13 protein-coding genes and 2 pseudogenes are annotated in these 23536 nt (G+C 68.1%); 8 read left to right on the plus strand and 7 right to left on the minus strand.

Features of this window, described 5'->3' with window-relative positions; translation table 11 throughout:
- The first annotated feature begins 481 nt into the window (after positions 1–481).
- Positions 482–2872 carry a Helicase associated domain protein gene (locus tag ACFYT4_RS32735; RefSeq protein ID WP_389277395.1) on the plus strand — a complete coding sequence of 797 codons (2391 nt, stop codon included), beginning with the start codon at positions 482–484 and terminating at the stop codon, positions 2870–2872.
- 339 nt (positions 2873–3211) lie between these two features.
- Here the strand turns inward: ACFYT4_RS32735 and ACFYT4_RS32740 are convergent, their stop codons facing one another.
- Positions 3212–4402 carry a caspase domain-containing protein gene (locus tag ACFYT4_RS32740; protein ID WP_389277398.1) on the minus strand — a complete coding sequence of 397 codons (1191 nt, stop codon included), beginning with the start codon at positions 4400–4402 and terminating at the stop codon, positions 3212–3214.
- Positions 4399–4755, minus strand: a complete 357-nt coding sequence (locus ACFYT4_RS32745) for a hypothetical protein (protein WP_389277400.1) — start codon at positions 4753–4755, stop codon at positions 4399–4401. Before ACFYT4_RS32745 ends, ACFYT4_RS32740 begins: the two co-directional genes overlap by 4 nt.
- 130 nt (positions 4756–4885) lie before the next feature.
- Between ACFYT4_RS32745 and ACFYT4_RS32750 the strand changes: the two genes are divergently transcribed.
- Positions 4886–5092, plus strand: a complete 207-nt coding sequence (locus tag ACFYT4_RS32750; protein WP_389277402.1) for a hypothetical protein — start codon at positions 4886–4888, stop codon at positions 5090–5092.
- A gap of 147 nt (positions 5093–5239) precedes the next feature.
- The gene (locus ACFYT4_RS32755; RefSeq protein ID WP_389277404.1) at positions 5240–6022 is read left to right on the plus strand and encodes a hypothetical protein; all 783 of its coding nucleotides are present in this window, start codon (positions 5240–5242) and stop codon (positions 6020–6022) included.
- A gap of 95 nt (positions 6023–6117) precedes the next feature.
- Here ACFYT4_RS32755 and ACFYT4_RS32760 read toward each other — a convergent pair whose 3' ends face one another.
- Together ACFYT4_RS32760 and ACFYT4_RS32765 are read right to left on the minus strand one after the other, a co-directional pair.
- Positions 6118–7476 carry a hypothetical protein gene (locus tag ACFYT4_RS32760; RefSeq protein ID WP_389277406.1) on the minus strand — a complete coding sequence of 453 codons (1359 nt, stop codon included), beginning with the start codon at positions 7474–7476 and terminating at the stop codon, positions 6118–6120.
- Between the two features lie 147 nt (positions 7477–7623).
- Positions 7624–11610 carry a P-loop NTPase fold protein gene (locus ACFYT4_RS32765; RefSeq protein ID WP_389277408.1) on the minus strand — a complete coding sequence of 1329 codons (3987 nt, stop codon included), beginning with the start codon at positions 11608–11610 and terminating at the stop codon, positions 7624–7626.
- Between the two features lie 907 nt (positions 11611–12517).
- Between ACFYT4_RS32765 and ACFYT4_RS32770 the strand changes: the two genes are divergently transcribed.
- On the plus strand, positions 12518–15781 hold the full coding sequence (locus tag ACFYT4_RS32770) for a hypothetical protein (protein WP_389277410.1): 3264 nt from the start codon (positions 12518–12520) through the stop codon (positions 15779–15781).
- Between the two features lie 250 nt (positions 15782–16031).
- Here ACFYT4_RS32770 and tpg read toward each other — a convergent pair whose 3' ends face one another.
- Together tpg and tap are read right to left on the minus strand one after the other, a co-directional pair.
- Positions 16032–16592, minus strand: coding sequence for a telomere-protecting terminal protein Tpg (tpg, locus tag ACFYT4_RS32775; RefSeq protein WP_389277412.1), 561 nt, complete (start codon positions 16590–16592; stop codon positions 16032–16034).
- A gap of 12 nt (positions 16593–16604) precedes the next feature.
- Positions 16605–18782, minus strand: a complete 2178-nt coding sequence (gene tap, locus ACFYT4_RS32780; RefSeq protein ID WP_389277415.1) for a telomere-associated protein Tap — start codon at positions 18780–18782, stop codon at positions 16605–16607.
- A gap of 140 nt (positions 18783–18922) precedes the next feature.
- On the opposite strand from tap, the pseudogene ACFYT4_RS32785 reads away from it, so the two are divergent.
- Together ACFYT4_RS32785 and fabG are read left to right on the plus strand one after the other, a co-directional pair.
- A pseudogene (locus tag ACFYT4_RS32785) lies at positions 18923–19045 on the plus strand (3-oxoadipyl-CoA thiolase); the annotation flags it as partial.
- 35 nt (positions 19046–19080) lie between these two features.
- A pseudogene (gene fabG / locus ACFYT4_RS32790) lies at positions 19081–19839 on the plus strand (3-oxoacyl-ACP reductase FabG).
- Between the two features lie 133 nt (positions 19840–19972).
- Here fabG and ACFYT4_RS32795 read toward each other — a convergent pair.
- Positions 19973–20820 (minus strand): IS5 family transposase gene (locus ACFYT4_RS32795; RefSeq protein WP_389277418.1). Its coding sequence is split into 2 segments (ribosomal slippage): positions 19973–20445 and positions 20445–20820, totalling 849 coding nucleotides; the frame shifts between segments, so codons are not numbered across the junction.
- Positions 20821–21175: 355 nt separating this feature from the next.
- On the opposite strand from ACFYT4_RS32795, the gene ACFYT4_RS32800 reads away from it, so the two are divergent.
- A complete protein-coding gene (locus ACFYT4_RS32800; protein ID WP_389277421.1) occupies positions 21176–22708 on the plus strand; it encodes a hypothetical protein in 1533 nt (510 codons plus the stop codon).
- Positions 22705–23523 (plus strand): hypothetical protein, encoded by an 819-nt coding sequence (locus ACFYT4_RS32805; RefSeq protein ID WP_389277424.1) that lies wholly within the window; start codon positions 22705–22707, stop codon positions 23521–23523. Before ACFYT4_RS32800 ends, ACFYT4_RS32805 begins: the two co-directional genes overlap by 4 nt.
- The last annotated feature ends 13 nt before the right edge of the window (positions 23524–23536 follow it).

Raw genomic sequence — 23536 nt, forward strand, 5'->3', positions numbered from 1 at the left:
CCCGCGGAGCGGGTTGGAACACGCTGCGCGTGTCCAAGCGAAACCGCTGGGCTCCGCCCAGCGGTCCTGGGTCCGCTTCGCTCCCCCAGGAGCAACCTCCGCTTCGCTGCGGTTGTGTGACGGAGTGTTCGTTGACGGCCGGCTTCGCTCGGCCGTCAACGAACCGGACTGCGAAGCAGTCCGGTTGGGTAGGTCCGCTTCGCTCCCCTGCCTGAGGCTTTCCGGCTTCGCCTTCAAGCCTGGCCCGCTGCGCGGGCGGCTGGCTACGGGGCGGGGGCTGCTGGGGGTTGGGGGTCCGCCTTCGCTTGTTACTCGGATGGGGGCTGTTCTTCCGAGCTCGCACGGTGTGGGTGGTGCCCCTGCCATAGTGGGGTGGAAGTCCTGTCCCATGGCAGGGTGCAATCAAAAATGGACTCGGATAAAGTCCACGCTGAGCGGGTAGTGCCTCTACCGGGTGCCCCGGGGTGAGAGGTGATGTGCTGTGTCGACTCGGTGGACGCTTCGTCCTCATCAGGTCGAGGCTGTTGACGCGGTCGTGCGGGCCTTGGAGCACGTTCCTGATGGAGGGTCATCGGGTGGGGTACGGGCCCAGGTTGTCGCTGCCACCGGTACAGGCAAGAGCCTGATCGCTGTGCATGCGGCGCGGGCTCTGCGGGCGCAGCGGGTTCTGGTGCTGGTTCCCACGCTCGGGCTGTTGGCTCAGACGGTGTCGGTGTGGCGTGAGGCGGGGCGCCGGGGTCCGATGTTCGGTGCCTGCTCGTTGTCGGGCGAGGATGCGCAGATTCTTCAGTGCACCACCGATGAGGCGGAGTTGGTGGGGTGGGTTTCGGGCCTGGAGTTGGTGACGGTCTTTGCCACCTACGCCTCGCTGGGGCTGGGGGTCCTGGAGCGGAGTCATCGCGCGGGGCTGGGTGCGTGGGACCTCGTGGTGGTGGATGAGGCGCACCGGACGTCGGGGGCGTTGGGGAAGGCGTGGGCGGGGGTTCATGACGATGGCCGGGTGCCGGCGCTGCGTCGGTTGTACATGACGGCTACGCCGCGGTTGTGGGAGGTGGCGGATCGGGAGGGGCCGGAGGGTGGTGAGCTGGTTGCGTCGATGGATGACGAGGCTGTGTTCGGTCCGGTGGTGTATCGGCTGTCGTTGTCGGAGGCGATTGAGCGGGGGCTGATCGCTCGTTATCAGGTGGTGTGTGTCGACATCACGGATCCTGGGTTGTCCGTGGTCGAGTTGGCGGGGGGCGCTGGGCGAACGGCGCAGGTTCGGGGGGTGCGGCTGGCGGCTTTGCAGACGGCGGTGATGAAGGCTGCTGCGGAGCGGCGGTTGAGGCGTCTGCTGACGTTTCATTACCGCACGAGTGAGGCCGAGGCGTTCTCCAGCGGTCTTGGCGCGGTGGCGAAGGAGTTGCACGAGAGTGATCCGGGTCTTTACCCGGGTGCTGATGGGGTGTGGGCTGACTGGCTGTGCGGGGAGCACAAGCCGGTGCACCGGGGTCGGGTGCTGGAGGGGTTCGCGTCGAAGCCGGAGGTTGATCCGGGGGCGGCGCGGGTGCGGGTGCTGTCGTCGGTGCGGGTGCTGGGTGAGGGGGTCGATACCAAGGAGTGCGATGCGGTCGTCTTCGCGGACGTGCGGGGGTCGGCGATCGACATCGTCCAGGCGGTGGGGCGGGCGCTTCGGATGCAGCCCGGGGAAGGCAAGGTGGCTTCCCTGGTGGTTCCTGTCTTCCTCGGACCGGGTGAGCAGCCTGACGAGATGCTGGTCTCGCGGGCCTACGGGGAGCTGGTGAAGGTTCTCACGGCGCTTCGGGCGCATGACGCCCAGGCTGTGGAGCAGCTGGCTGCTCCCCAGGTGGCCGGCGGTGAATCGGCTGGTGGGGTGGTGGAGGGGGCGGGTGGGGTGAGCAAGGCTGCTGCGGAGCTGTTGTCGTTTTCCCGGCCTCGGGATCCGGCGCAGTTGGCGGCGTTCATCAGTCTGCGGGTTTTGCAGCCGGAGACGCAGTTCTGGCGGCGGGGTCTGGCGGCTGCGCTCGCCTACCGCAGTGATTGTGGTGATCTGGCGGTGCCGTATGAGTACCGGACTGGGGACGGGTTCGCTCTGGGGGTGTGGATCGCCCGGCAGCGCAGCGCGCGCACGCGTGGGGAGCTGAGCCAGGAGCGGGTGGGGCAGCTGGAGGAGCTCGGCATGATCTGGTCGCATGCCGAGGTCGCGTTCGCTGAGGGGCTGTCGGCGGCGCGGGGGTGGGCCCAGGAGCACGGGCACCTGCTGGCGCCGGCCGATGCCATGTGGGAAGGCTACGCGGTGGGGGTGTGGCTGAAGAACCAGCGGGCGGCCGCACGGCAGAGCAAGAGTGGGCAGGGGGCGGGTGGACTGAGTGCGACTCGGCGCCGGGCCCTGGAGAGTATCGACCCGTCCTGGTGCCCTTCCTGGTCGGTGGCCTGGCAGCGGTGTTTCCACCTCGCCCGGCTGCGCGTACAGGGCGGGCAGGCGCTGCCTGAGGAGCCGGGGTGCCTGGTAGTTCAGGGCGAGGACCTGGGGCAGTGGGCCGGCGGGCAGCGGCGTCAGTGGGACACCCTCGGGGCGGCGCAGCGATGGCTGCTGCAGGAAGCACTCGGGCTCGGCCCGGTGCAGGACGGTGAGCGGGGCGTGGCGGCGCCGCGGCGTACACGGGCGCAGGTGTGGGCGTCGAACCTGGCTGCCGCCCGCCAGTACCAGCAGCGGGAGGGGCATCTGGAAGTGCCCCACCGGCATATCGAGAAGCTCGACGGGGCCGAGCACGCGCTGGGAGTGTTCATCGCCAACAGCCGCTCCCGCCGAACGCGGCTCGCTCCCGAGCGGGTCGAGGAACTGTCCGAGCTCGGAATGCGATGGGGGTGATGTCCGCGCAAGCAAGCAGGTGGGCCGGTCAAAGAGTCCTCGGGCGATGGCCTGCCCGCCGAGCGCCGGAATTCGGACATGCTTGGCCGTTCAGCGCCGGAGGTGGAGCGCCATCAGAAGACTGGTGAGACTGTCAGTCTGCCGCGATGGGGGATGTGGAGCTGTGGCACAGCAGCGCAAGGGGTACTACCGGGCACGGCACTACGTGCAGCCGTCGTCAGCTTCTGCCAGCCGGTGGAAGAAACCGTCCACCGGCGTCATCCTGGTAGCCGGTCTTCTAGCGATCGCTGGGTGGAACACGCTGTTCGGGAGCGACTCCGGCGACGCGGGGCAGAGCCCTCAGCCCCGTCCCTCCTGGGCTTCTGCCCCGGCTGATCCCGGCCGGTGACTGCGGCCACGCCATAGGTCGGAGAACCTCCGCCGTGTCTTCCCGTGCTCTGCGGTGCCGACCTGGGGCGTGGCGACGCACGTCTCTTGTGTCTCGGTGGCGTTGTGGCGCAGTTTCTGCCAGGTTCCGTGCCATTGCTGGATCTGGTCGTCGGGGACACTGCATGCGGCCAGGTAGACGGCCGTGGTGTTCCAGGTGGCGGGAAGTGTGTCGCGGTTGGTCAGTTTGCTGATGGTGCCTGTGGAGATGCGCCCGGCGGAGCGGCGGCTGACTTCCTGCTGGGTCAGTCCGCTGACTTCGCGCACTGCGGCGAGGTTCGTGAGGAAGCCGGTGGTCGTGCGGATCGAGGTCGGGTCGGGCCACAGTCGGTGTTCCGGCTCTACGCTGGCTTCGGCGGTGACGGGTGTGGTGGGAAGGTCTGCGTGGTTGCGTCCCAGCGCCACTCGGGCGCCGCTGTTGCGGTTCCTGGCCTGGGGAACAGGATGCGCCCGGGCTTCCAGGGTCAGGCGCAGGTGCCGGTAGATGGTCTCCAGGTCGAGCAGTGGCGGGCCGCCGGGGATGCCGTGGCGCAGCGTGTCGAGGAAGGCTCCGGTGAAAGCTGTGTGAGCGGCGCCGACCGGGGCCAGGGCGGGGCGCGTCTCGGCGGAGGCTGCGAGGAGGAAGGTGCCTTCCACTGCGGCCTGGTCGGCGAGGCCCTGGGATGCGCTCATCCGGCCGAGGGCGCGGCCGCTGTAGCAGCAGTCGAGGAGGACGATGTGCCGCTGTGCTCGGGACTCCAGGAGGATCTGGCGCAGCCAGTCGTAGCTGAGGCTGGTCTCGACCCGGTCGGGCTGTGTGTGCGGCAGGGCCAGGGCGAGGGCGTCGTGGGGGTCGATGAGGCCGTGGCCGGCGTAGTAGACGATCAGCGTGTCGGTGGCATCAGCAGCCGCCTGGCGCAGTGGATCCATCACGGTGGCAGGGTCGGACGGATTCTCGACGACGGTCACGTGTGGGGCGGGCATGCGCAGGGACAGTGGTCCGCTGAGGAGTGCGGCAAGGGCGATCAGGTTGTTCGAGACGGCAGGCAGCTGTTCAAGGTGGTCGTAGCGGCTCGTGCCGATCAGTACCGCGCGTGAGGCTCCGGGGTCGGGCAGGACACTCACGTGTCCCGGTCCTCCTCCGCGGCCGAGTCCAGTGCTCTGGTCGCTCGTTCGATCTCCTCGGGTGAGCAGTCGGTGAGGATGATGACCGTGTCACCGCGGTGGATCTCCACCTGCGGTCGCTGCGGCCGGGTCTGCCGCCACGCCACCAGCGCCAACACGAACGAGGCCGCACTCCACCCGTTTCCTGTCACCAGCTGCAGCATGTCGAGCGCCGTGCCCATCTCCCCCGGCCGAGGAGCGCTCCCCCGCACGTCGGTCATAGCCGTCCTGCGCACGTCCGGGTCCGAACGAAGCCAGCTCTGCAACGAACGCAGTTCCCCCGCGCCCGACTCCAGGTGCACCTCTAACCGCACCCATGCCTCCCGCAACCGATTTTGGCGCCGCCCCGCTGACGGCGTTCTGTCCCCATCGTCGTGCACCGGACCGTGCCTCGCCTCGCACTCCGAATAATCGACCTCAATGCCGAGGGCCCAACACGCAGGGATGGGGGGCTGCAGGCACCAAGGAGGGCGCCGGGCGGGCACGATCAGTGAGTTCTTGACCGGCAACGCCGCAGATCTCGAAGCGGAACTGGCGCGCTGCCAGGGCGAGGAGCGGGATGCTCTGCGGTCGCTGGAGGAGTTCAAGGGCCGGATGCTGGCCGCCACCGCGCACGCGGATCCCTTGCGGCGTCGTGTGCAGGAGCTCTAGCAGGCCCTGGAGCGGTGCCGCCGGGCGGTCGCCGACGCTGAGCACGCCCTCGTCCGGGAGCGCCGGCAGGTGCAGCGTCTGACGGAGCAGCGGCACCACGGCCCCCGGCCGCTCTCCCCCTGCCCGGTGTGTACCGCGGATTTAAGCGTGCGGCCAGTTCCTGCCGGGGACTGCCCGTTGTGTCTGAGCGAGCTGGACCCCGATGCGCTGGCGCGGGCCCTGCAGGCTGCGCAGGCGGCGCTCGCTGCGGCGGAGCAGCACGCGGTTGAGCGGGCCAAGGCTCTGGGTGAGGCGCAGACGGCGTGGGAGCAGGCGAGGGCCGAGCTCGATGCGCGGACGCGGGAGGACATCAGCCCGCTGGCTGCGCAGATCGAGCTGCTGGCTGCGGCCCACGCGACGGCCCGCACGCGGACGACGATGCTGGAGCGGGAGCTGGATCCGCACCGCCGGCTGGCCGAGCTGTACCGGGCCGCCCAGACCGCTGAGGAGGAGCTGAAGGGGGTGCGGGAGGAGGTCCGTACGCGTAAGAACCTGCTGGCTGGCAGACGGGTCACGCTCGGGGAGTTCGAGGAGCACTTCGCCGGGCTCATCGATGCGGTCGGCCTGCCCAATGCCCCTGGGGCCCGGATCAATCACAGCTCGCTGCTTCCGCAGGTGAGGGCCGGGAACCTCACCAAGGTCGGACACGGTGTACGTACCGCGATCAATGTGGGGTACCGGATGGCCTTTCTCAGCTACGCGCTGGTGACCGGGGTGACCGATCTGCCGTCGCTGCTGATCATCGACTCGCCCCGCAAGAACGTCGGGTTCGGCAGGATGGTGTCCGTAGCGGTGCGACCCGTACCCGGCCGCACCAGATCATCATCGTCGACAACGACCTGCCCCGGCTCCCCAAGCGGCTGCTGGACCAGATGCACACCATCGAGCTGACTCGAGAGAATCCCCTCGTCCCCTGAGCGACTGGGTGTCGCTGTGACGAGCGAGGCACTCGTGAGTGCCTCGCTTCGCGGTGTGTCCGCCTTGGGTCAAGAAACGTCGGTGGCGTTACTGATCGCCCACGGCACCTTTGCGCTCTCGCCCACGTATCTGTGGCCGGCGGCCAGGCTGGTGTAGGCGCCCTGGTAGCCGAGCGATTCCAGGATGAGCAGGGTGAGGTAGTGGCGGGTGAGTAGCCAGGTCTCGGTCACGGCGCCCTTGAAACGGTAGACGTCGTCCTCGGCGCCAATTGGGTGTACGAGCTTGTTGCGAACCCAAGTGACCAAGTCCGCGCCGTCCATGTTCGCGCCGTGGTCGCGTCTGCGTGCTGCGGCAAGCTCGGCAAGTGCGGGCAGATGTTCCGGATCGATCGTGAGGGGGATCGAGGCGCTTTGCAGGGCTCGGCGCAGCAGCTTGTGGGCAGGCAGGCTGTTGTACTGGGCGGATGTCATGTCTCCGGACAGGACGAATCGTTGCCACAGGGTGTGCTCGAGGCCGGCGGCTCCGACCATGATGCGCTGTTCGACGAAGCCTTCATCGCGTGTGGCAGAGACGGCGTAGGTCAGTTGCCGGTTGACCCGTGCGGCGTAGGCGAGGTCGCTGCAAGCGGATACAAGACGGGTGACCAGCATGCGCAGCGCTTCGCTGTCCCAGTGCGTCCACCATCCTGAGGAGATCGCCTTCGCCGGGTCGCAGAGTCGAGCGGCCCACTCCTCCCAGAGGATGTGGTCCTGTTCGCCGAGGCCGACGGGCAGCATGGGAGCCACCCAGCGGCCCAGGGCGAACGAGAAGCCCATATGCAGGGCCTGGAGGATGGGCTGGGCCTGGTCTGCGGTGAACACCGAGCCGTCCGTACGGCTGAGCTCCATGACATGGGTGATGGCGTAGACGTGGGTTCGGTGCAGGTCTTTCCAGATGCTGCGGTGGTCGGGCCGGATGTCCAGGGTGATCTTCCAACCTCCGGTCTCGTGTGACCACCGGCCGCGGTGGGTCGTGTGTTCGGCGCCTTCGGTACGGGTGGTGAGGTGGTGCTGGCCGCGTAGCGCGGGGAGGTTGACCCAGTGGGCGATGAGGCGCTGGAGGGGCGCCTGGGAGTCTCCCAGGGATGTGCCGTTGCTCCAGCCTTCCTCGTGGTTGCGGTACTGGGCTGGTAGTTCCGCGGTGCCGTAGGGGCGGGCGATGTGGAGGGCCGTGTCGTCGGGAAGGGGGGCGAATGTGTGGTCGGTTTGAGGCAGTCGCCAGGCCAGGCCTGGTTTCGGAGCGAACCGGAGCTCGACGATGCCTGGTGTCTGGGTGCCTTCGGAGCGGCCGACGGACCCGTCGTGCAGGACGACGGGCGCGCCTGGGATGTTGAAGGCGTACACGCCTTCAACGGGTGCCGTTGGGTGATCTTGGGTGGAGTGAGGCATGCGTCCTTGGTTTCTTGGGTCTGCCGTTCTTGGGTTCAGCCGTAGCAGGTCGCTGTGTCCTGGCGTGCCTTTGAGGAGCGCCGGGGTGAGCGCCCTGGTGGTCGGGCGGAGCCTGTTTCTGGGTGCGGGGTGATGCGGGCAGGGGTGTCAGCGGATGCCGGCTGCGTGTTTGAAGGCTGCCGTCCGTTCCTTCTCCGCGGTCGTCTTGGTGTGGCCGTGCAGTGAGGTGCGAAGTGCGGTTGCGACGTGGCGTGCTGGCCGGACTGCTTGGCCTATCGCGGTGGCGCTGACGGCCGTCGCGGTGCGCAGGACGGGGGCGAGGTCCTCGGTGAGGCTGGCGGGGGCCGTGTGCGGGCTGGTGGTGAGAAGGCCTGCGATCAGTGAGCTGGCGCGTTGAATGCTGGTCTGGCCGTTGTGGACTGCGCGGATGAGCACGTCCCACAGGGGTGCTGGGTCGGGGCATCCGCAGGCCGTGCGTACGGCGAGGGTTTCGTCCCAGTCACGGCCGGAGATGGCGTCGGCCAGGTAGGTGGCGATGGCTTGGGATGCCTGAGGGTGTGTGGCGATCAGCGTGAGGAAGGGGGAGAGCGCTTCTTCTGTGCGGGCCTTGCCGAGTGCGATGACGAGCACGTCTTGAGAGGCTTCATTCGCGGGGTCGGCGAGCTGGGGGCAGCGCCCGCGCGCGGACGCGAGGAGAGATGCCTGTTCCTCGATGCCGATCTTGTCCCAGAGGTGTGCGGCGTCGTGCCAGGCCTCGGTGTCCTTGGTTGCCAGGAGGTGCTGGAGGAGCAGAGGCGGCAGACCGCTCTGGGGGAGGTCTTGTCGGCGGGCCACCGCCATGGTGAGGGTTCGTTCGTGGTCGGGAATGCTGGCCCAGTGCTGTGCCATCCAGTTGAGCCATTGGGCATTGACGATCGGATCTGCCGCGTAGTGCGCGGCGAAGGCGACGTTGGGGACCGGCTGTGTGCTCATCCGCCCGTAGAGGTGCTGCATGATCTGTCCAAGCCGAGCGGTGCGGGTTTCACCGTCTCGCATGAGGACGTGGAGGGTGGAGAAGATGTCGGCCTGAAGCTGGATGTGATGCTGGCTGAGTCGTGGGAGGAACTGGTCGACCAAGCTGGGGCCGGCTTGGCGGCCGGCGGAGGTAGTGGCGACGGCAGGCAGGTGCCTGCGGGCGAAGGCTCCTCGTGCGTCGTCACCGGCCAGGGAGGTGGTCAGCACTGTCAGGCAGGCGTCAGCGGCCTTGTGGGCTTCGCTGTTGTCGGTCTCGACTCGCATGAAGGCGAGGAGTGCTTGCGCCAGCGCATCAGACAGCGGTTCATCGCTGGGGTCGACTGTCGCCAGGTTCCCGGCCATGGTGCTGACGCAAGAGGTCGCGTCGTCCTGCTGCAGATCGGGCACGATCCGCACCGCGGCATTGGCCATCTGAACACTTGTGTGCGCGCTCTGGGCGACGGCCTCGGCGACCAGAGCGCTGACCTGCTGCCCTGAGGGAGCGGTGTGGTCGCCGAGGTCTCGCAGCCAGGCATGGATCTGGTCAGCTGTTCGGGCGGCGCGATCCGCATCGTCGTCGTCGGTGAGGAAGACGGCTGCGTACTGGATCAGTTCGGTTGCGACGGTGGAGCCGAACGCGGCGCCCTGCTGCATCGCTGCGCCCCATCCGTCGGCCGGGATGTCCCTGCCGAGGAGGAGGTCCATTGCGTGAGAGCGCAGTTCGTCGTTCTCGGTAGACAGCCATGTCACCGCACCGAGCATGAGCGGCCTGGTCCACTGATGGTGCCCGGCTGCATGTTCGACGATCCTGCGGACGTCGGCTGCCGGGGTGTTCTCGGAGATCCTGGCGGTCATGCCCATGAGTGCACGGAAGGCCTGCGCGGGCCACAGGGCGCGTTGGGCATCGGTCGCTTCGTCATAGGAGACGACCCATGCCCAGAGTTGCTCGCGGTCCCCGTTGTGGGTGAGCTCTGTGAAGTAGCCGGTGAGGGCGGGCCGCAGGTTGCGGGCGTGTTCCTCGGACGGGAGGTTCATCAAGGCCTGCGCCCACGCGAAGGGCGGCTGATCCCGCTCGGCAGTGTGCGCGGAGTCCCGCGGAGGGGGGTTGCCGAGGGTGTTGTAAAGGGAGGGAAGGTGTGCGCTGGGAACCAGGTCCAAAATCCCCGCGAGGTGGTGAGCCGGGACGGGGGTGGTGGAACCCTGGCGTCGGCTGGCGATGCGGTCGGTCAGGCTGAGCAGCGCCCGGCCGGTGGGGTCGGTGCCGTGGTCGAGGTGTTCGGCAAGGTCCGGGGTCTGGGCCAGCGCCTGCACGATGGCTGCCAGGGTGTTGTCGAGGTCGAGGCCTGACCGTGCCGTCTCAAGCGCCTCAGCCGCGGCCCGCAGGACCCGTTCCCGCATGCCCTGGGCTTGTAGACGGTCACGGAGGGCGTCGCTGTCTCGCTGGAGGAGTTCACGCTGGACTTCTGCGGCGCCTTCGCTGCCCAGGGCTCGGCTGGCGGGGGTGGAACCAAGGGTGAGCAGAGGCACGAGGTGGGTTGGGCGGCACAGGCGTGCCTTGGCCGCGGTCGTTCTCAGGTAGACCAGGCCGGGGTGCGATGTGGTGTTGAGCCGGGGTGGTGTGTCGTTGTCGTCTTGGGTGTCTTCCGCTTCGTCGTCGGCGTCGCGGACGATGGTGTACGGCGCGACGAGGGGGTCGTCCAGAGCACGGGTTATGCCCAGCAGGGCGTCGTCGAGGAGCATGAGGAGTTCGTTTTCGCGGCGAATGGCGTCGTAGAGGGTGCGATAGTCGTGCCGGAGCACCGTGAGACGGGCCAGTGTGACGGGGTGGCCGGTTACCTCGCCGGCGGCGATCCAGGTGGTCTGGTTGCCGTCCGGCTGTTCCCGCCTCAGTGCGAGGCCGTAGTCGGTCAGAAAGCTGTTGAGGAGGCGAATGGCGTGGCGGGGGTCGCGTACCCCGGGGTGGATGAGGGTCTCGAGAACGTCGCGGACCGCTGAGATGCCTCCGAGCCGGTCGATGAGTTCGTGCGGAGTGGGCTCGGTGATCAGGTGCTGGATGTACTGCCTGAGGTCCGATTCGTGGTGGGCCGGCAGGGTGAGCCGGACAGTGAACAGCTTGTTCAGGTACTCCTGGGCGGCTTCCTCTGTGGCTTTACGCTCGGAGGCTTTGCTGGGGTTCTTGCCGGTGTGGGGTGGGACTGCGGGGGCGTGGGCCAGCCCAGGGCGGACGCCGACGATGGCTTCGCGGACGATGTCTTCGTCGCAGGACAGCAGGAACACGGGCGAGTGGGCGCGCTGGGTTCCCGTCAGCAGAAGGCTGCGTACGGTGGCGAGCGCTTCGAGGACCTCGGCCGCGGCCAGGCGGTCGATGTCATCGATGGCGATGACGAGGCGTCGGTCGATGCTGTCGATCAGCCTGGAAAAGACCTGCTCAAGGTCGTCAGAGGATTCTGGGCGCGGTGTGGTGAGCGTGATCTCGTACTTCTTCAGCGCTGAGAGGGCACCGTCCTTGGCGGCTGCCAGGACGCATGCCACGACGGCTGCCCCTGACAGCGACGTGGTCAGCGGTCTCGCACCAGGGGAGGCGAACCAGGTCCCCACCGGCACGCCGACCCCGCGGCCGACGGCGTGGCCGATGAGAACCGCAGCGGCGCCGAGGGCCCAGATCGCGATCAGGCACCCGAGGATCCAAGTAAACGCGGCACCGATCGCTTTCGCGTGACTCCTCCGGCTGGCTTTGCCCGGGATGTCGGACGTGGGGTTCGGGCGGGGTGCTGTCCGCTGCCGCCCGGCGTCCAGACACGCTCGTCCGGACTCCCACTGTTCCTTCTTGATGAGCTTCTTGCCCAGGGCTTCGTCCAGGACTCCGTACAGCAAGCCTCGGGCACGAGCGGTACCGGTGTGGCGCTCGGCGCTGAGGTGGAGGACTGCCCACTCCTTGTCGCCTTGCAGTTCGGCATCCAGGAGCCGCACGACGGAGGACTTGCCGCTGCCGAACGGGCCCAGCAGCCCGACGGCCAGGGGCTGACGGCTTCCCCTGACGATGGTGAGGAGCTCCCGCGCGACGGATTGGTGGTCAAAGCGGTCCTGCTTGTGCGATGTGATCGCGCAGTCCTCAATGATCCACGGACGCTGTGGTGCCATATCGTGCCGCTCCGCTCCAAGCCCGGTCCAAAAGGGTGAACGGATGATACGAGCCGGCACTGACAATCACAGGGCACAAGCTGGAAGAAACAGGTCCTGCAGGGCCGGATCCCGGCTCCGCACGCCTGGCAGCCAGCTGCAGGCCTCTAACGTCAGTCCACTCCACCGCACTCTGAGTCTCGGCCCGCCTGCTCACATGCCCGGCCTAGCGGTTCCTTCCTTCTTCCTCTCCGGACAGCACCGCCAGAGCCCCCCTGGGCAGTCTGGCTCAGCCCAGGACCAAGCACAGAGGAGGGGCGGGGCCGATGTGTCGCGCCCTCGCCGGCGCTGTCGGCACAGGACACGAGCTTTGCCGCTTGGCACCGGCCCGGGGTGCTCGTGCTCAGCTTGAGATCGGATAGCTGGGTCACGGCAACACGGACGCGGCTACTCGACCACACATGTGTCACCGAGCGCTGCAGTTGGCACAGCTCGCCACGTACGACGCTCATCGTCTCGCGCGTGGCTGCTGAGCAACGTCGTGGCGCTCCTGCGTGTCCGACCAAGCGTCGTGTCGGCTGTCTGCCGATTCGATACGTTGCCGGCATGGACGAGCGCTCTGACCACAGTCTCCGTTTCCTCCCGGCGCCTGAGCTGGCCAACGGGTCTGCCTTCTCCGTCGCGTTGACCGACCTTGGCGAACCGGGCGTCCGCGCCTTGGGCCTGTTGCGATCGGCAGAAAGGCTGCTGACAGATGAGCAGGAATGGGAGCGGCGGAGTGAGATCGTGATCTCTTGCTGCCGCGGCGCGGTGGAGGGTCTGCTGAAGCTCGCTGGCGCGGAGTCGGAGTTCGCCGGCACGGGGAGTACGGGGGCGGAAGCTCTCCGCCAGACTCAAGGAGCTATTGAAAGCCCACAGACCCTCCGGGGTGCTGGAGAGGCTGGAGGCCGAGCTCGACACAATCGGTAGCCTCCCGTCCGAACTCACCTCGGACGATGCTCTGTTCAACAAGCTGAGAGCCGTGGTGGCGGCCCGTAGCCGGTACAGGGCCCCGGTGGCGAACCCGTCAGCCGTGTTCGAAGCACGGGCTGCTCTGGCAGCTGAGGTTGATGCCCTGGATGCTCTTCCGGACCGGCTGTCCGAAGGCGACGCGGTCTTCGTCAGACTCCGTGACCTGTTCGAAGCCCGCAAAGCCCATGAGACCTTCCTACGGGGGAACGATCTGGCCGCCGAGTTCGAGGCGGTCGAAGAAGCATTCGCCGCGTTCACGTACGAGCAGGCCAATGCCTGGAAGTTCCGGGCGCGGAAGGTCAGCAAGCTGGTGCGTCAGCAGACTCGCAGGGAACCGGGCGCTGTCGAACTCCAGGCCATCAAGGCATGGTCGGACTTCTACCAGGACGCCAATGTGACGGTGCATGGCGAGTCCGCCGACGTCGAGCTTGCCTCCTCGACGTTGCGCAAGATCATCGCAGCCATCGAGCAGCTGTTCGTAGACCTTCCAGCCCGTGCGCCGCGGCTACGCGAACTCGTCAGCCTCACCCAGCCCACCCAGGAAGAGGCCGACGAAGTCTCAAGGATCACCGACCCAAGAGCCAACCGCTACTTCTTCGAGAAGGCCACCAGCGCGGCATGGATCGACCTGCTCCCGAAAGAAAGGCTGCGGCCGGAGAACAACAAGTGGACCGCTGCTCCTTATCTCGAACGTCTCGCGGCTGAGGACCCCCAGCGCGTGCTGGCATGGCTCGACGCCGAACTCGACGAGATCACGAAGCTGGGTCCTGCCGCTACAGCGCAGACCGTACGCCTGGCCCGGGTGGTCGGCGCCGCCGCGAGTACGTTCGTCCTGCGGCTTGTGAAGACCAGCGAGTCCGAGGGCTTGCTGCTCGACATCCACTACTGGGCGGTCGAGGTTCCCACGCAGGCACGGAACGGACAGTGGGTCAACGTGGTCACCCGCGTTCTGAAGAGCGCAGCAGCCACCAGCTGGCTGGATCCCTGGGAGGCACAACAAGCTCTGGAGCATCTCAAGGCGGCCGGGGCCCGGACTGAGGACGGCGGGCCGGAGATCTCGGTGGCGAAGGGAGTACGCCAGGGCCTGGCGGAGGTGATGGCGACTGCCTTGCATTCTCCCGACGGTGCCAGCGCAATCGAGGTTGAGAACGACCTCCGGTCGGTTGACACCACGCATCCAGGCGAATCGCTGGTGCGGCTGATCGCACGAGCATGCTTGGACTTCGCGGAGTACGAGGCGAGATACGGACTTGGTCTCGATGTCCGTACAGGACAGTGGTCCAGCCGGCTTCCCGCAGGGCCGGTGCTCGACCGGCTGGTCGCGGTGCACCTCCTGGAGGTCCCGCCGGGGAACGATTCGGACGCCTGGTGGAAGGCGGCGCTCGACGTCATGTCACGGCTTGGCGCCTTGCCGAGGACGACGGCAGACCTCTCGGACTTCCTGCGTGCCGTGGACAACGCCTGCTCCGAGGCTCAATCGCTTCACGTGGAGGCAGCCTTGGCAAATGGTCTCGGCGCCCCGCCGGACGCGGCCGGTCTAGAAACCGGCCTCCAGGCGATCGAAGATCGCAAACCGCTGCCCTCGGTCCGGACCTGGTTCATGGTGTGGTCGCTCTCGCCTGTCCTGCCAGCGTCGGTCCTCGCTCCCTGGCAGCCCGTCCTGGACCTCTTCGTCGAGCGGTTCGGCACTCCTCCGGACCGGCCCGCACCACGGTGGGAGGTCGTCTCGGTGAAGCGGGTACCCGAGGACGGATTCGCCGAGCTGTCCGCCGCAGCTGGTTCCGGGGGAGCCGTCGCCGCCGCTCGCATGCTCGTCTCGGAGGCAGGTTCGGACGACACCAATGGTGAGCGGGACGATGAAGGCGTCCTGCTGTCCACCCTGGTCAGCCAGGCTCCTGAGACCTGGATGGCCGACCCGGAGCAGATTTCGGCCGAGCTTTCGGATCTCGGCCTGCAGGCCGCCTACTTCGCCGCCCTGGAGAACCAGATCACCACCGGCCGGGCGTCCGCCGACCCTGAGGCCATCCGCCGCACGGTTCTCGCCCTGTGGGGCCTCATCCCTGTCGCGGATTCCCCTGCGACAGACACCGAAGCAGCCCAGCGCCTTGAGCGCAGCTTCTGCCGTCTTCTCTATACCTTCTGGTCCCGCGACCTCGATCTCGGCGAGACCGCGGCCGAGGTCGCCGTCTGGCTCGACGGCACCGTCGCAGCGTGGACCGCTCCCACTCAATCGACGGCCGACCCCGCTGGCCTGATGTCGAATTCTGTCGGGGGCCTCGCACTCCTTGCCTTGATCCGTTGGGGTAGCCACCGTTCCCGTCGTGAAGGCGCGCCTCCCGTGGAGATGACCACACGCCTCGACGCCATCCTCGACGCCGCCCCCGACGACCGAGCACTCGCCGCCATCGGGTGGGACCTCACAGCGCTCCACCGCCATGCCCAGCCTTGGTTTTCCGAGCATCGCGCCGAGCTTCTCAGCCTCGACGAGACGTGGCGGCCCGCTCGCACCTGGCTCCGGCACCGGCCGGTCGACGTGGATGTGTTCGGCCAGATCGATCCCGCCCAGCTGCAGGCTCTCCTGTGCCTCCCCGGCGTCGACCAGGAAGCCTGCGCGCACGCCTTCCTCACTGCCCCGGACGTCTTCGGACCGATCGAAGGCTTCGTATCGGCCTTGGCTCAGGGGGACGCCGGACCAGCTGCGGTTTCCCGCCTGCTCTCTCGGACAGCGAGGATTCTGCCCAAGGACAGCAGCGGGGAAGACCTGATCGAGCACGCGCTCCGCTTCTGGCGGGCCGTGCTCGCCCTGGAGGTACCGGAAAGCCACGCTCACCTGCACGGTGCAGGCGCCTTTTCCTTTGCCACGGGCCTGGACGACCGAACATGGCTGGAACTGACCCGGCGCACAGTGGAGCAGACTCCACTCGTGGAAGTGCCGGACCACGTCGCCCGGCGGGCCGCCCGGCACGCGGAGTCAGCAGACGCTCGCGCGATCCTGACAGGTCTTCTGCCGCTGTGTGACGGCGCCGTGTCCTCGGACCTGGCCCCGTATCGCGGCAGCGAGATCGTACGGAACGCGTTCTCCATGTGGCGGGCCGGTGCTCCCGGCGGCGTGGGACGAAAGGCACTGGGCGAGGCTCTAACCCTCCATGGTGGCATCGTCGATGCCGCCGTCGATGAGTAGACCAGCAATGGAACACGTCGCCCACACCGACCGGCTCTGACTTGCAGCAGATCGGTACTTCATTGATCACCAGCGCTCTACTGCGCCGAGCAGAGCGCACAGTCGCGGTGGTCACTCTGTAGCCCGCGAGGCGCTTCGACGACCCGCGGGTAGAGAGCGAAGAGCAGCAACAAGGTGCCCTTCGGCAACAAGCCTGCCGTTGCGGCACTAACGTGCTGAGGATCGGTACCGCGTCCTGGGCCGGTGGGGGCTAGAGGCCGAACTCGATGTGCTGGACGTCAAACAGGCGCACTTCCTCCAGGCTCCCAGCCCGCGTTCCTTGGTTCTGGAAGTAGGTCTCCTTGAGCCCTTCGGCAGCGATCTGCTGGAGTTGGTGCTCGGAGGCGCCCTGGTCCTGCGCTGTGAACAGGCGCTCGGCGAAGCGCGGTGGCAGCGCCACGGTGAGGTGGCGTTCGCGGGCCTCGTCCGTGGTTCCGACGGGTGCGCTGTAGCCGAGGCGTCCCTGGACGTCGATGACGAGGCCGCTGCTCGTGCCGGCGGTCTTCTTCGCCTGCGCCTTCACGCGGGGCTGCCACCGCTTCCTCACCTCGCCGGACAGTCGGGCTGCGAGGTCCGGCCGGGGGTTTTTGAGTTGGTTCTTGATGTAGCGCTCTACGGTGCGCTGGGAGATTCCGAGGGCCTGGGCGGCGGCCTTGGTTCCTTTCAGCTGCTTGACCAGGAACCGCATCTGCGCGCCCGCGCTCTTGGGTACCGGGCGTGTGACGGCCTGTTCCAGTGCGTTGTCGAGTCCCTCACCGACCGACTTGGTCATCTTTGGTGTCCCCTACTCCCCTGTGTCGGCGGTGGTGACGTCGCCGGTCTTGATGCAGCGGGCCAGGTTCAGCTCCGGTGCCTGCGCCCGTTCGCGGAGCTCTTCGGCCCACAGGGTCGTCTGGGTGCCTTCGTGCTTGACCATCCCGGGTGACACACCGAGCCGGAACGACCCGGGCACCGTCTTGTTCGTATCGTCATAGGGCAGGACGTCGAGCGGGGAGGGTCCATCGGCCGCGTAGACGGCGCAGTCGGACAGCACAGCGACCGGGTAGCGGCCGGTGGCGGCGGCCAGTGCCACCATCTTGCGGTGCATGCCGATCCGGGCGCGGGAGATCACGACGGCGCGGATGTCCGGGCGCCACGTCGGCCGTGCGAGGGCCGGCCAGGGCTGCCCCGGCCGCCAGCCTCCGCCTCGCGCCCTCTCCTGGAACTTCCCGATGCCGTTCTTGACCGTCGACTTGATCGCGTCCAGGACGATCACCATCGCGGCATCGCGCTGCTTGTAGCCGTCCATCGCCGCAAGCAGTTCCTGGGGCGTCAGGTTCTCGGTGACGCCGAGGTCGGCCATCGTCGACACATAGGCGTCGCGCAGCCGCTTGTACCAGCCGTCGAGGTAGCGGCCCGATGCCAGGCGGATCCAGGCCTCGGTGGGGGCGACGTCGTAGCCGAGTTCGGTGGCGTAGGCGACGGTCGGGGTCGCGTACCAGGCGGGCCCTTCGGGGCGCAGTCCGGTCGGGGTGAATGGGCTGGGCAGGAGATCGCCGTCGAGGGTGTGCCACTGCTTGCCGACCTTCACGCGGGTCAGGTCGACGTGGGAGAGGTCGACCAGCCACGAGCCAGGTGTCTTCGCGTCGAAGGCGGGGTTGGTGACGTGGATGGGCGGTGTGGCGAGGCCGACGACCGCGCCGTTGGCGCTGGCGGCGAAGGCCATGTTCACGTCGATGCCGACGAGGTGGCGTCGCATGCACTCGTCGTCGGTGAGGGGGCGCGCCCAGTCGTAGGCCTCTTCGAAGAGTTTCTCGGCCGGGGTCCGGACGTGGAAGCGGGGCAGGTGAGCGAGGACGGGGTGGCCGTCAGTCGCCTCGCAGGGCGGTGGGTCCATCGGCTCCCTGCCCAGGGATCCGGGGTTGTGTTCGCTGTGACGCTTGCCGCTCTCGTCCGGGGCGGAGGCTCGGGTGGGCGGGTGCAGGGCGGTCATCAGCTCCAGGCCGGTGACGGCGGTGGATCCTCGTGGGGTCATGACCCGGGTGGCGTACGTACCGAGGACAGCCGCGAGTTCGGCAGGAGGAAGGTCTGAGGCGTGGCCCCAGCTGCGGGTGTCGAGCGCGTTCCACGACGGAATGCACAGCTGGACGCAGGAACGGCGGCCGCCCTGAGCGGGGCGGTAGATCCGTGCCCAGGGGCCGAGACCGCGCTTCGTCAGCTGCCATTGCGCCCGGGTCAACTGGGCGATCGCTTTGTGGGCGTCTGGCAGGCGCCCGGCGAGACGCTCCTCGTCAGTCAGCTCGGTGGGCAGGCCGAAGTGCTCGAGTGCGGCCCTGGTGAGGACGAGGACGGGGTCGGCGTCCTTGCCCGAACCGGTCAGCCGCGCCGCTCCGAGCTTCGCGTCCGCCAGCGTCCATTCGACCAGCAAGGGCAGTGTCCTCGCGGGCACTTCCAGGACCAGACCGCCCACGCAGTACGCGAGGGCCTGGCCCTCGTCGTCAATGTCGACGACGGCCAGCGGCCCGTTCACGAACCGGGGGTCGGCAACGGCCATGGGCGGGGTGTTCACTCGTGCGGCGTGCTGCACGCTCGGGCGCCGCGATGGCGTCGGATGGGCGGCGGCTGCCGGCCTGGGTGCTGCCTCGGGCCTCGTGGGCCGCTCGGTCGCCGGAGCGACAGGCGTCGGGGACGGGGACGGGGACGGGGACGGGGCTGTGAATGCCTCTGGCACTGGGGCGGGATACCTCTCCGCCCACCCCTCCAGCAGACGCTGGTACGGCGCGCGGCGCGGGGGGCGCGGCTCACTCCGGCCTGCCTCCCAGTTCTTCACCGTCTGTGTAGTCGTCTCCAGAACCTGCGCGAGCCGTGCCTGCGTGATCCCGGCCGCCTCACGCAGCCGCGCCCGCTCCATAGGGGCTGGCATCGCCGGCTCACCCGCCAGCAACGCATCCACGGCATCGAACAACTCATCCTGGGTCGCCATACTTCAGAACCTACCACAGATTTACCTTCTGATTTACCCTTTGATTTAACTCTCTTTCGGGTGGTCCCTGCGGTGGGGGCCGTCAGCGGCAGGTCCATCGCATGTCGAAGGCCTCAAGTGCTGCACGCTGCTGGTGCGGCTCCGACGCCCGCCTGCTCACCACTCTCCTGCACCGCATGCGTCGCACAGGCGACCGCCAAGGGCTCGCCACCATGTGCGTCGGCGTCGGCCAGGGCACCGCCGTCCTGGTCGACAGCGACTGACCACTCACTCTTCGATTCCGTAAGGGAGTACCCAGATGAGCCGCTTCACGGGCAAGATCGCCGTGGTCACGGGCGCAGCCCAGGGCATCGGTGCCGCCACCGCGCACCGCCTCGCCGAGGAAGGCGCGTCCGTCGCCGTCGTCGACCTGAGCGCTGACCGGGCGCAGGCGACCGTCGACGCCATCGCCGCCAAGGGCGGCACCGCTCGGGCATATGGCTACGACGTCTCCGATTTCGACGCCGTCGAGGCTGCCTTCGAGCAGGTCGTCGCGGACTTCGGCACCCTTCACATCCTTGTCAACAACGCTGGCGTCACGCGCGACAACCTCTTCTTCAAGATGCCGAAGATCGACTGGGACACCGTTCTCGCGGTCAATCTGACCAGCGCCTACAACTGCTCCTACGTCGGGCAGCGTTACATGACCGGGTAGCGGTACGGAAAGATCGTCTCGCTGAGTTCCCGTTCCGCCCTCGGCAACCGCGGCCAGGCCAACTACGCGGCCGCCAAGGCCGGCATCCAGGGGCTCACGGCGACACTCGCCATCGAGCTCGGGCCGTTCAACATCAACGTCAACGCCGTCGCTCCTGGCTACAGCGCTACGCCGATGACGGCGGTCACCGCCGAACGGGTCGGCTCCGACGCCGAGGAACACCAGCGGCTCGTCGCCGAGCGCACCCCGCTGCGCCGTGTCGGGCAGCCGGAGGAGGTCGCCTCCGTGGTCGCTTTCCTCGCCTCTGACGACGCCTCGTACGTCAGCGGCCAGACGCTGTACATCAATGGCGGGGCGCGCTGAGCGCTGGCGGTGTGTTTGTCTCGGTGGTCGCTGAGCGCCGTGAAGCCGAAGGCACCTTGTGTCTGTCCGAGGGGCTGGTGGATCAGGCGTCGGCCGCGGGGAGAAGTGAGCGTGTCGAGGGTCCTTAGAACCGCTATCGGAATGACTTCAGGCGTCGCCAGCAGATGAGTGAGCAAGCGAGGCTGAGGAACGCTTCGTGGATGTCGTCGCGTACTTCCCAGCGGATCCGCAGCCGGCGGAACCAGTGCAAGTGGGCGAAGGTCCGCTCGACGACCCAGCGGTCGGTGCCGAGGCCTGATCCGTGGGGAACTCCGCGTCGGGCGATGACGGGTTTGACGCCCAGGGCCCAGACGAGTCGCCGGTACTTGTCGTGGTCGTAACCGCGGTCGCCCAGCACGGTGTCGGGCCGGCGGCGGGGGCGGCCGCGCTTGCCCCGGACCGGCGGGACGGCCTGCAGGAGGGGAATGAACTGCGTGACATCGTTGCGGTTGCCCCCAGTCAGGGTGGCCGCAAGCGGAATGCCCGTGGCATCGGTGATCAGGTGGTGCTTGCTGCCGTTTCTGCCCCGGTCAACAGGGCTTCGTCCAGTCTTGGAGCCCCCTTTAACGCCCGTATGTGAGAGCCGTCGACCACGGCGCGGGAGAAGTCCAGAGCGTCCGCTCCGCGGAGACGCGCGAGGGGAGTCTCGTGCAGCCGCGGCCAGACGCCGGCTTCGGTCCATTCCGCCAGGCGGCGCCAGCAGGTCATGCCTGACCCGAAGCCCAGTTCCTGCGGGAGGTGTTCCCAGGCGATCCCGGTGTGCAGCACGAACAGGATGCCCTGGAACACCAACCGGTCCGGATGCCGCTTCCGCCCCGGATGACGGGCCCGACGCTCCACCCTCGGCAGGAGCGGCTCGATCACCGCCCAGAGCTCATCATTGACTTCCCACGGCTTCCGCCGAGCCACCCGGCACCCCCCGATCAACGCTCGGAGGGCCATCCAACCAGCCCGAAGATCATTTCGTTAGGGGTTGTTAGAGCGTGCTCGCCCCCGTGCGCTGGGGCCGGTGGGTGTGGCTTCGGTTTCGGTACACCCTCAAGTCCACGGCAGCTGGTGCGCTCGGCGCCTGCCGTCCGGTGGAACTGTCGTAGGTGTTCGGCGCCTCGCCTGTCACGGAGATGACCGGGGCTGGGGGCGCGCAGTGATGAGGAAGAAGGGCTCCTCCGGAAGGAATTCGGGCATATGGCGACCCGGGAGGGTTCGGCAAAGGCAAGCTGTGTGAGGGGCGGAGGGGGCTGCGACTCGCGCGAGGTACGTGCGCGCGGACCGTGGTCGGCATGTGAGAGGGGGCCTGGTGGATTTCGGGCGTGGAACGCGCGCGGATGCGGCTGGAGCGGATGAGGGTCTGCTGCACGACGAGGGGTTGATCCGTCGGGCGAAGGCGCTGGCGTGTACGGCTCCCCTGCATGACCTGGACGCGAACAAGGGCATGGTGGAGTGGGCCGATGCCCGGGTCTACCAGATGGCGGAGATCGGCCTGCACACGATCGACCAGGTGGCCATCGCGATGGATTTCGACACCGGTGCCAGCCGGCGTCATGTCCTGAGCCGGGTCCAGCGGTTTGTGGCCCGTCAGGCGCCCGAGCGTTCGGATGAGGAGCACGCCCGGGTGGCACGCTGGGTACTGGACAGTCTGATCAATCTCGGTGACGTCGAGCGGGCGTTTCGCCGTCCCTACGGCGCTGTGGACGCGACGGGTGTCTACCGGGTGCTGGTGTTCCCTTTCAAGCTGATCGTGGAGCGTCGCGACAGTGCCGGCGTGCTGTATCTGCATGCCTCGCATGAGGCGTTGAACGTTCTGGTCGGCGCGCTGGACACAGATGTGGAGTCTGCCCAGGAGGCTGCGGAGGTCAAGCTCGCGAACCTGATCAGGCGCGGGCGGCTCACGGACGCGAAGCAGGTGGCGGAGCAGGCGAGGGTCCGCACCATCCAGTACGGGGAGTTGATCCATGCTCAGTTGGAGGCGACCCGGCGCAACATCCAGGCGGTGGACTGGAGGGAGAAGTTCCCGGAGCTGCTGAGCGAGGCGCTGGCGCATGTCCAGGAGCGGGTGCGTGCGGAGCGGGCGATCGCCAGGAACATGGCCGAGGCCCGGGATGAGGCGGTGAACCCGGTGCGCAAGCGGCAGGCTGCGGAGCTTGTCGACATCGTCGAGGATTGCATCCGGCGTCACATGCGCCTGCAGCAGCGGCTGCTGGAAGCGCGGGGGGTGTTCCGCGCGGAGCAGGACCGTCAGCAGTTTTCGGTGCAGCCTCACCGGTCGACGTTCGATCTGTTCGGGCAGTTGCTGCGTCCCGCTTTGGATCTGCCGGTGTCGGATGCGGTCGGGGCCGTCGACTGCTTCTTCAGCCGGTCGGCCGGGCCCGCCGTGCCGGATCTTCCGTATCTGGCCACTCTGGTGCCCGCGCTGCTGCGTCCGGCGCCGGAGCCGCCCCGGTTCGCAGGGCGGGTGGAGGAGCCGGAGGTGGAGCGGCTGGAGGAGACCACGCGCTTCACTGCCGCGCAGTGGGAGATGGCCGAGCAACTCCTGCATCTGCCTGGGGAGGTCCGCTCGCTGTCGGGTCTGCTGGAGGAGGCGGCCCTGCTCGATGCGGGCCTGCCCGCGCTGGTGGCGCTGCTTGGGCTGCACGCCTACAGCCCAGATGCTGGTGCCGCGCAGCGGCGCGGACAGGACCAGGTGCGGGTGGCTGTACGAGCGGATGCCGCCTTGGACAGTGCCGGCTTTGCCGGCGACGACTTGTGGCTGACGACAGCGCGCGTGCAGCAGCCTTTACCGGACGGCTCGGACCAAGCAGGGCAGGCACAGGACACGGAGGCGGGGGCATGAGCCATGCGGGTGTGTACGGTCAGGACGACGCCGAGGCCGCGACCCGGCTGATCGGCTTTGCGTTTCGGCCGCGGTTGCTCCCGCACCGGGACGCGGAGTATGCCGCTTTGGTGCGGCGTTTCGACGAGGAGCCTGCCTTCGAGGACCTGGTGCGGCGCTGCGCGACGGGTCTGGGCCTGCAGGTCCTTGGGGTCACTATGCGCGCGGGCGCAGTGGTCGTGCCGGTTCCCGGTTCGGTGTTCGAGACCCGGCTGGAGAGCTACGCGCGCCAAGCACGGCAGAGTCACCAGCGTGAAGCGGAGCGGGTCTTGCACGGCCTCGCACATCTGGCGATCGCCGCGCTGTGCTTCCCTCGGCCTCAGGACCTGGCGGACGACAGCTATGTGGGGGCGGTAACGGCCGCCGTGGTCGACAAACACGTGCGCCACACGTGTCAGGAGCTGGCCGAACGGTCAGCCGAGGCGCAGGAGAACAGTGACGCGCCCTTGGAGGCACCGGAGCTGGAGCGCGCGTGGCGGGCCTATGCGCGCAGGTCGGAGGCCGGTGAGACGACCAGCGGGCAGGTGGCTGCGACGACGACGGAGGCGATTGTCGGCAAGGCCCTTCGCTACCTGGTCGACAAGGGGCTGCTCACCGAGAGCGAGAACCTGGAGCTTGCGGTGAAGGTCTACCGCACCACCGGCCGCTACCAGCTGCAGGTCCGTGAGCTGGCCGCGGTCGATGTGTATCGCGAGCTGCTGCTCCTGGGCGTAGTGCCGCCCGCTGACGTCACGGAGTCGCTGCGCGTCACTGGCGACGACGGCACCCTCTACTAGGCGGGAACCAAGC

It is taken from the genome of Streptomyces sp. NPDC004609, assembly GCF_042873655.1.
Lineage (GTDB): Bacteria > Actinomycetota > Actinomycetes > Streptomycetales > Streptomycetaceae > Streptomyces.

Excerpts from the sequence above, each read along its gene's own strand:
- ACFYT4_RS32760 (WP_389277406.1), bottom strand. The coding sequence starts at position 7,476 with ATGCCTCACTCCACCCAAGATCACCCAACGGCACCCGTTGAAGGCGTG.
- ACFYT4_RS32765 (WP_389277408.1), bottom strand. The coding sequence starts at position 11,610 with ATGGCACCACAGCGTCCGTGGATCATTGAGGACTGCGCGATCACATCG.
- tpg (WP_389277412.1), bottom strand. The coding sequence starts at position 16,592 with ATGACCAAGTCGGTCGGTGAGGGACTCGACAACGCACTGGAACAGGCC.
- ACFYT4_RS32805 (WP_389277424.1), top strand. The coding sequence starts at position 22,705 with ATGAGCCATGCGGGTGTGTACGGTCAGGACGACGCCGAGGCCGCGACC.
- ACFYT4_RS32750 (WP_389277402.1), top strand. The coding sequence starts at position 4,886 with ATGGGGGGCTGCAGGCACCAAGGAGGGCGCCGGGCGGGCACGATCAGT.
- tap (WP_389277415.1), bottom strand. The coding sequence starts at position 18,782 with ATGGCGACCCAGGATGAGTTGTTCGATGCCGTGGATGCGTTGCTGGCG.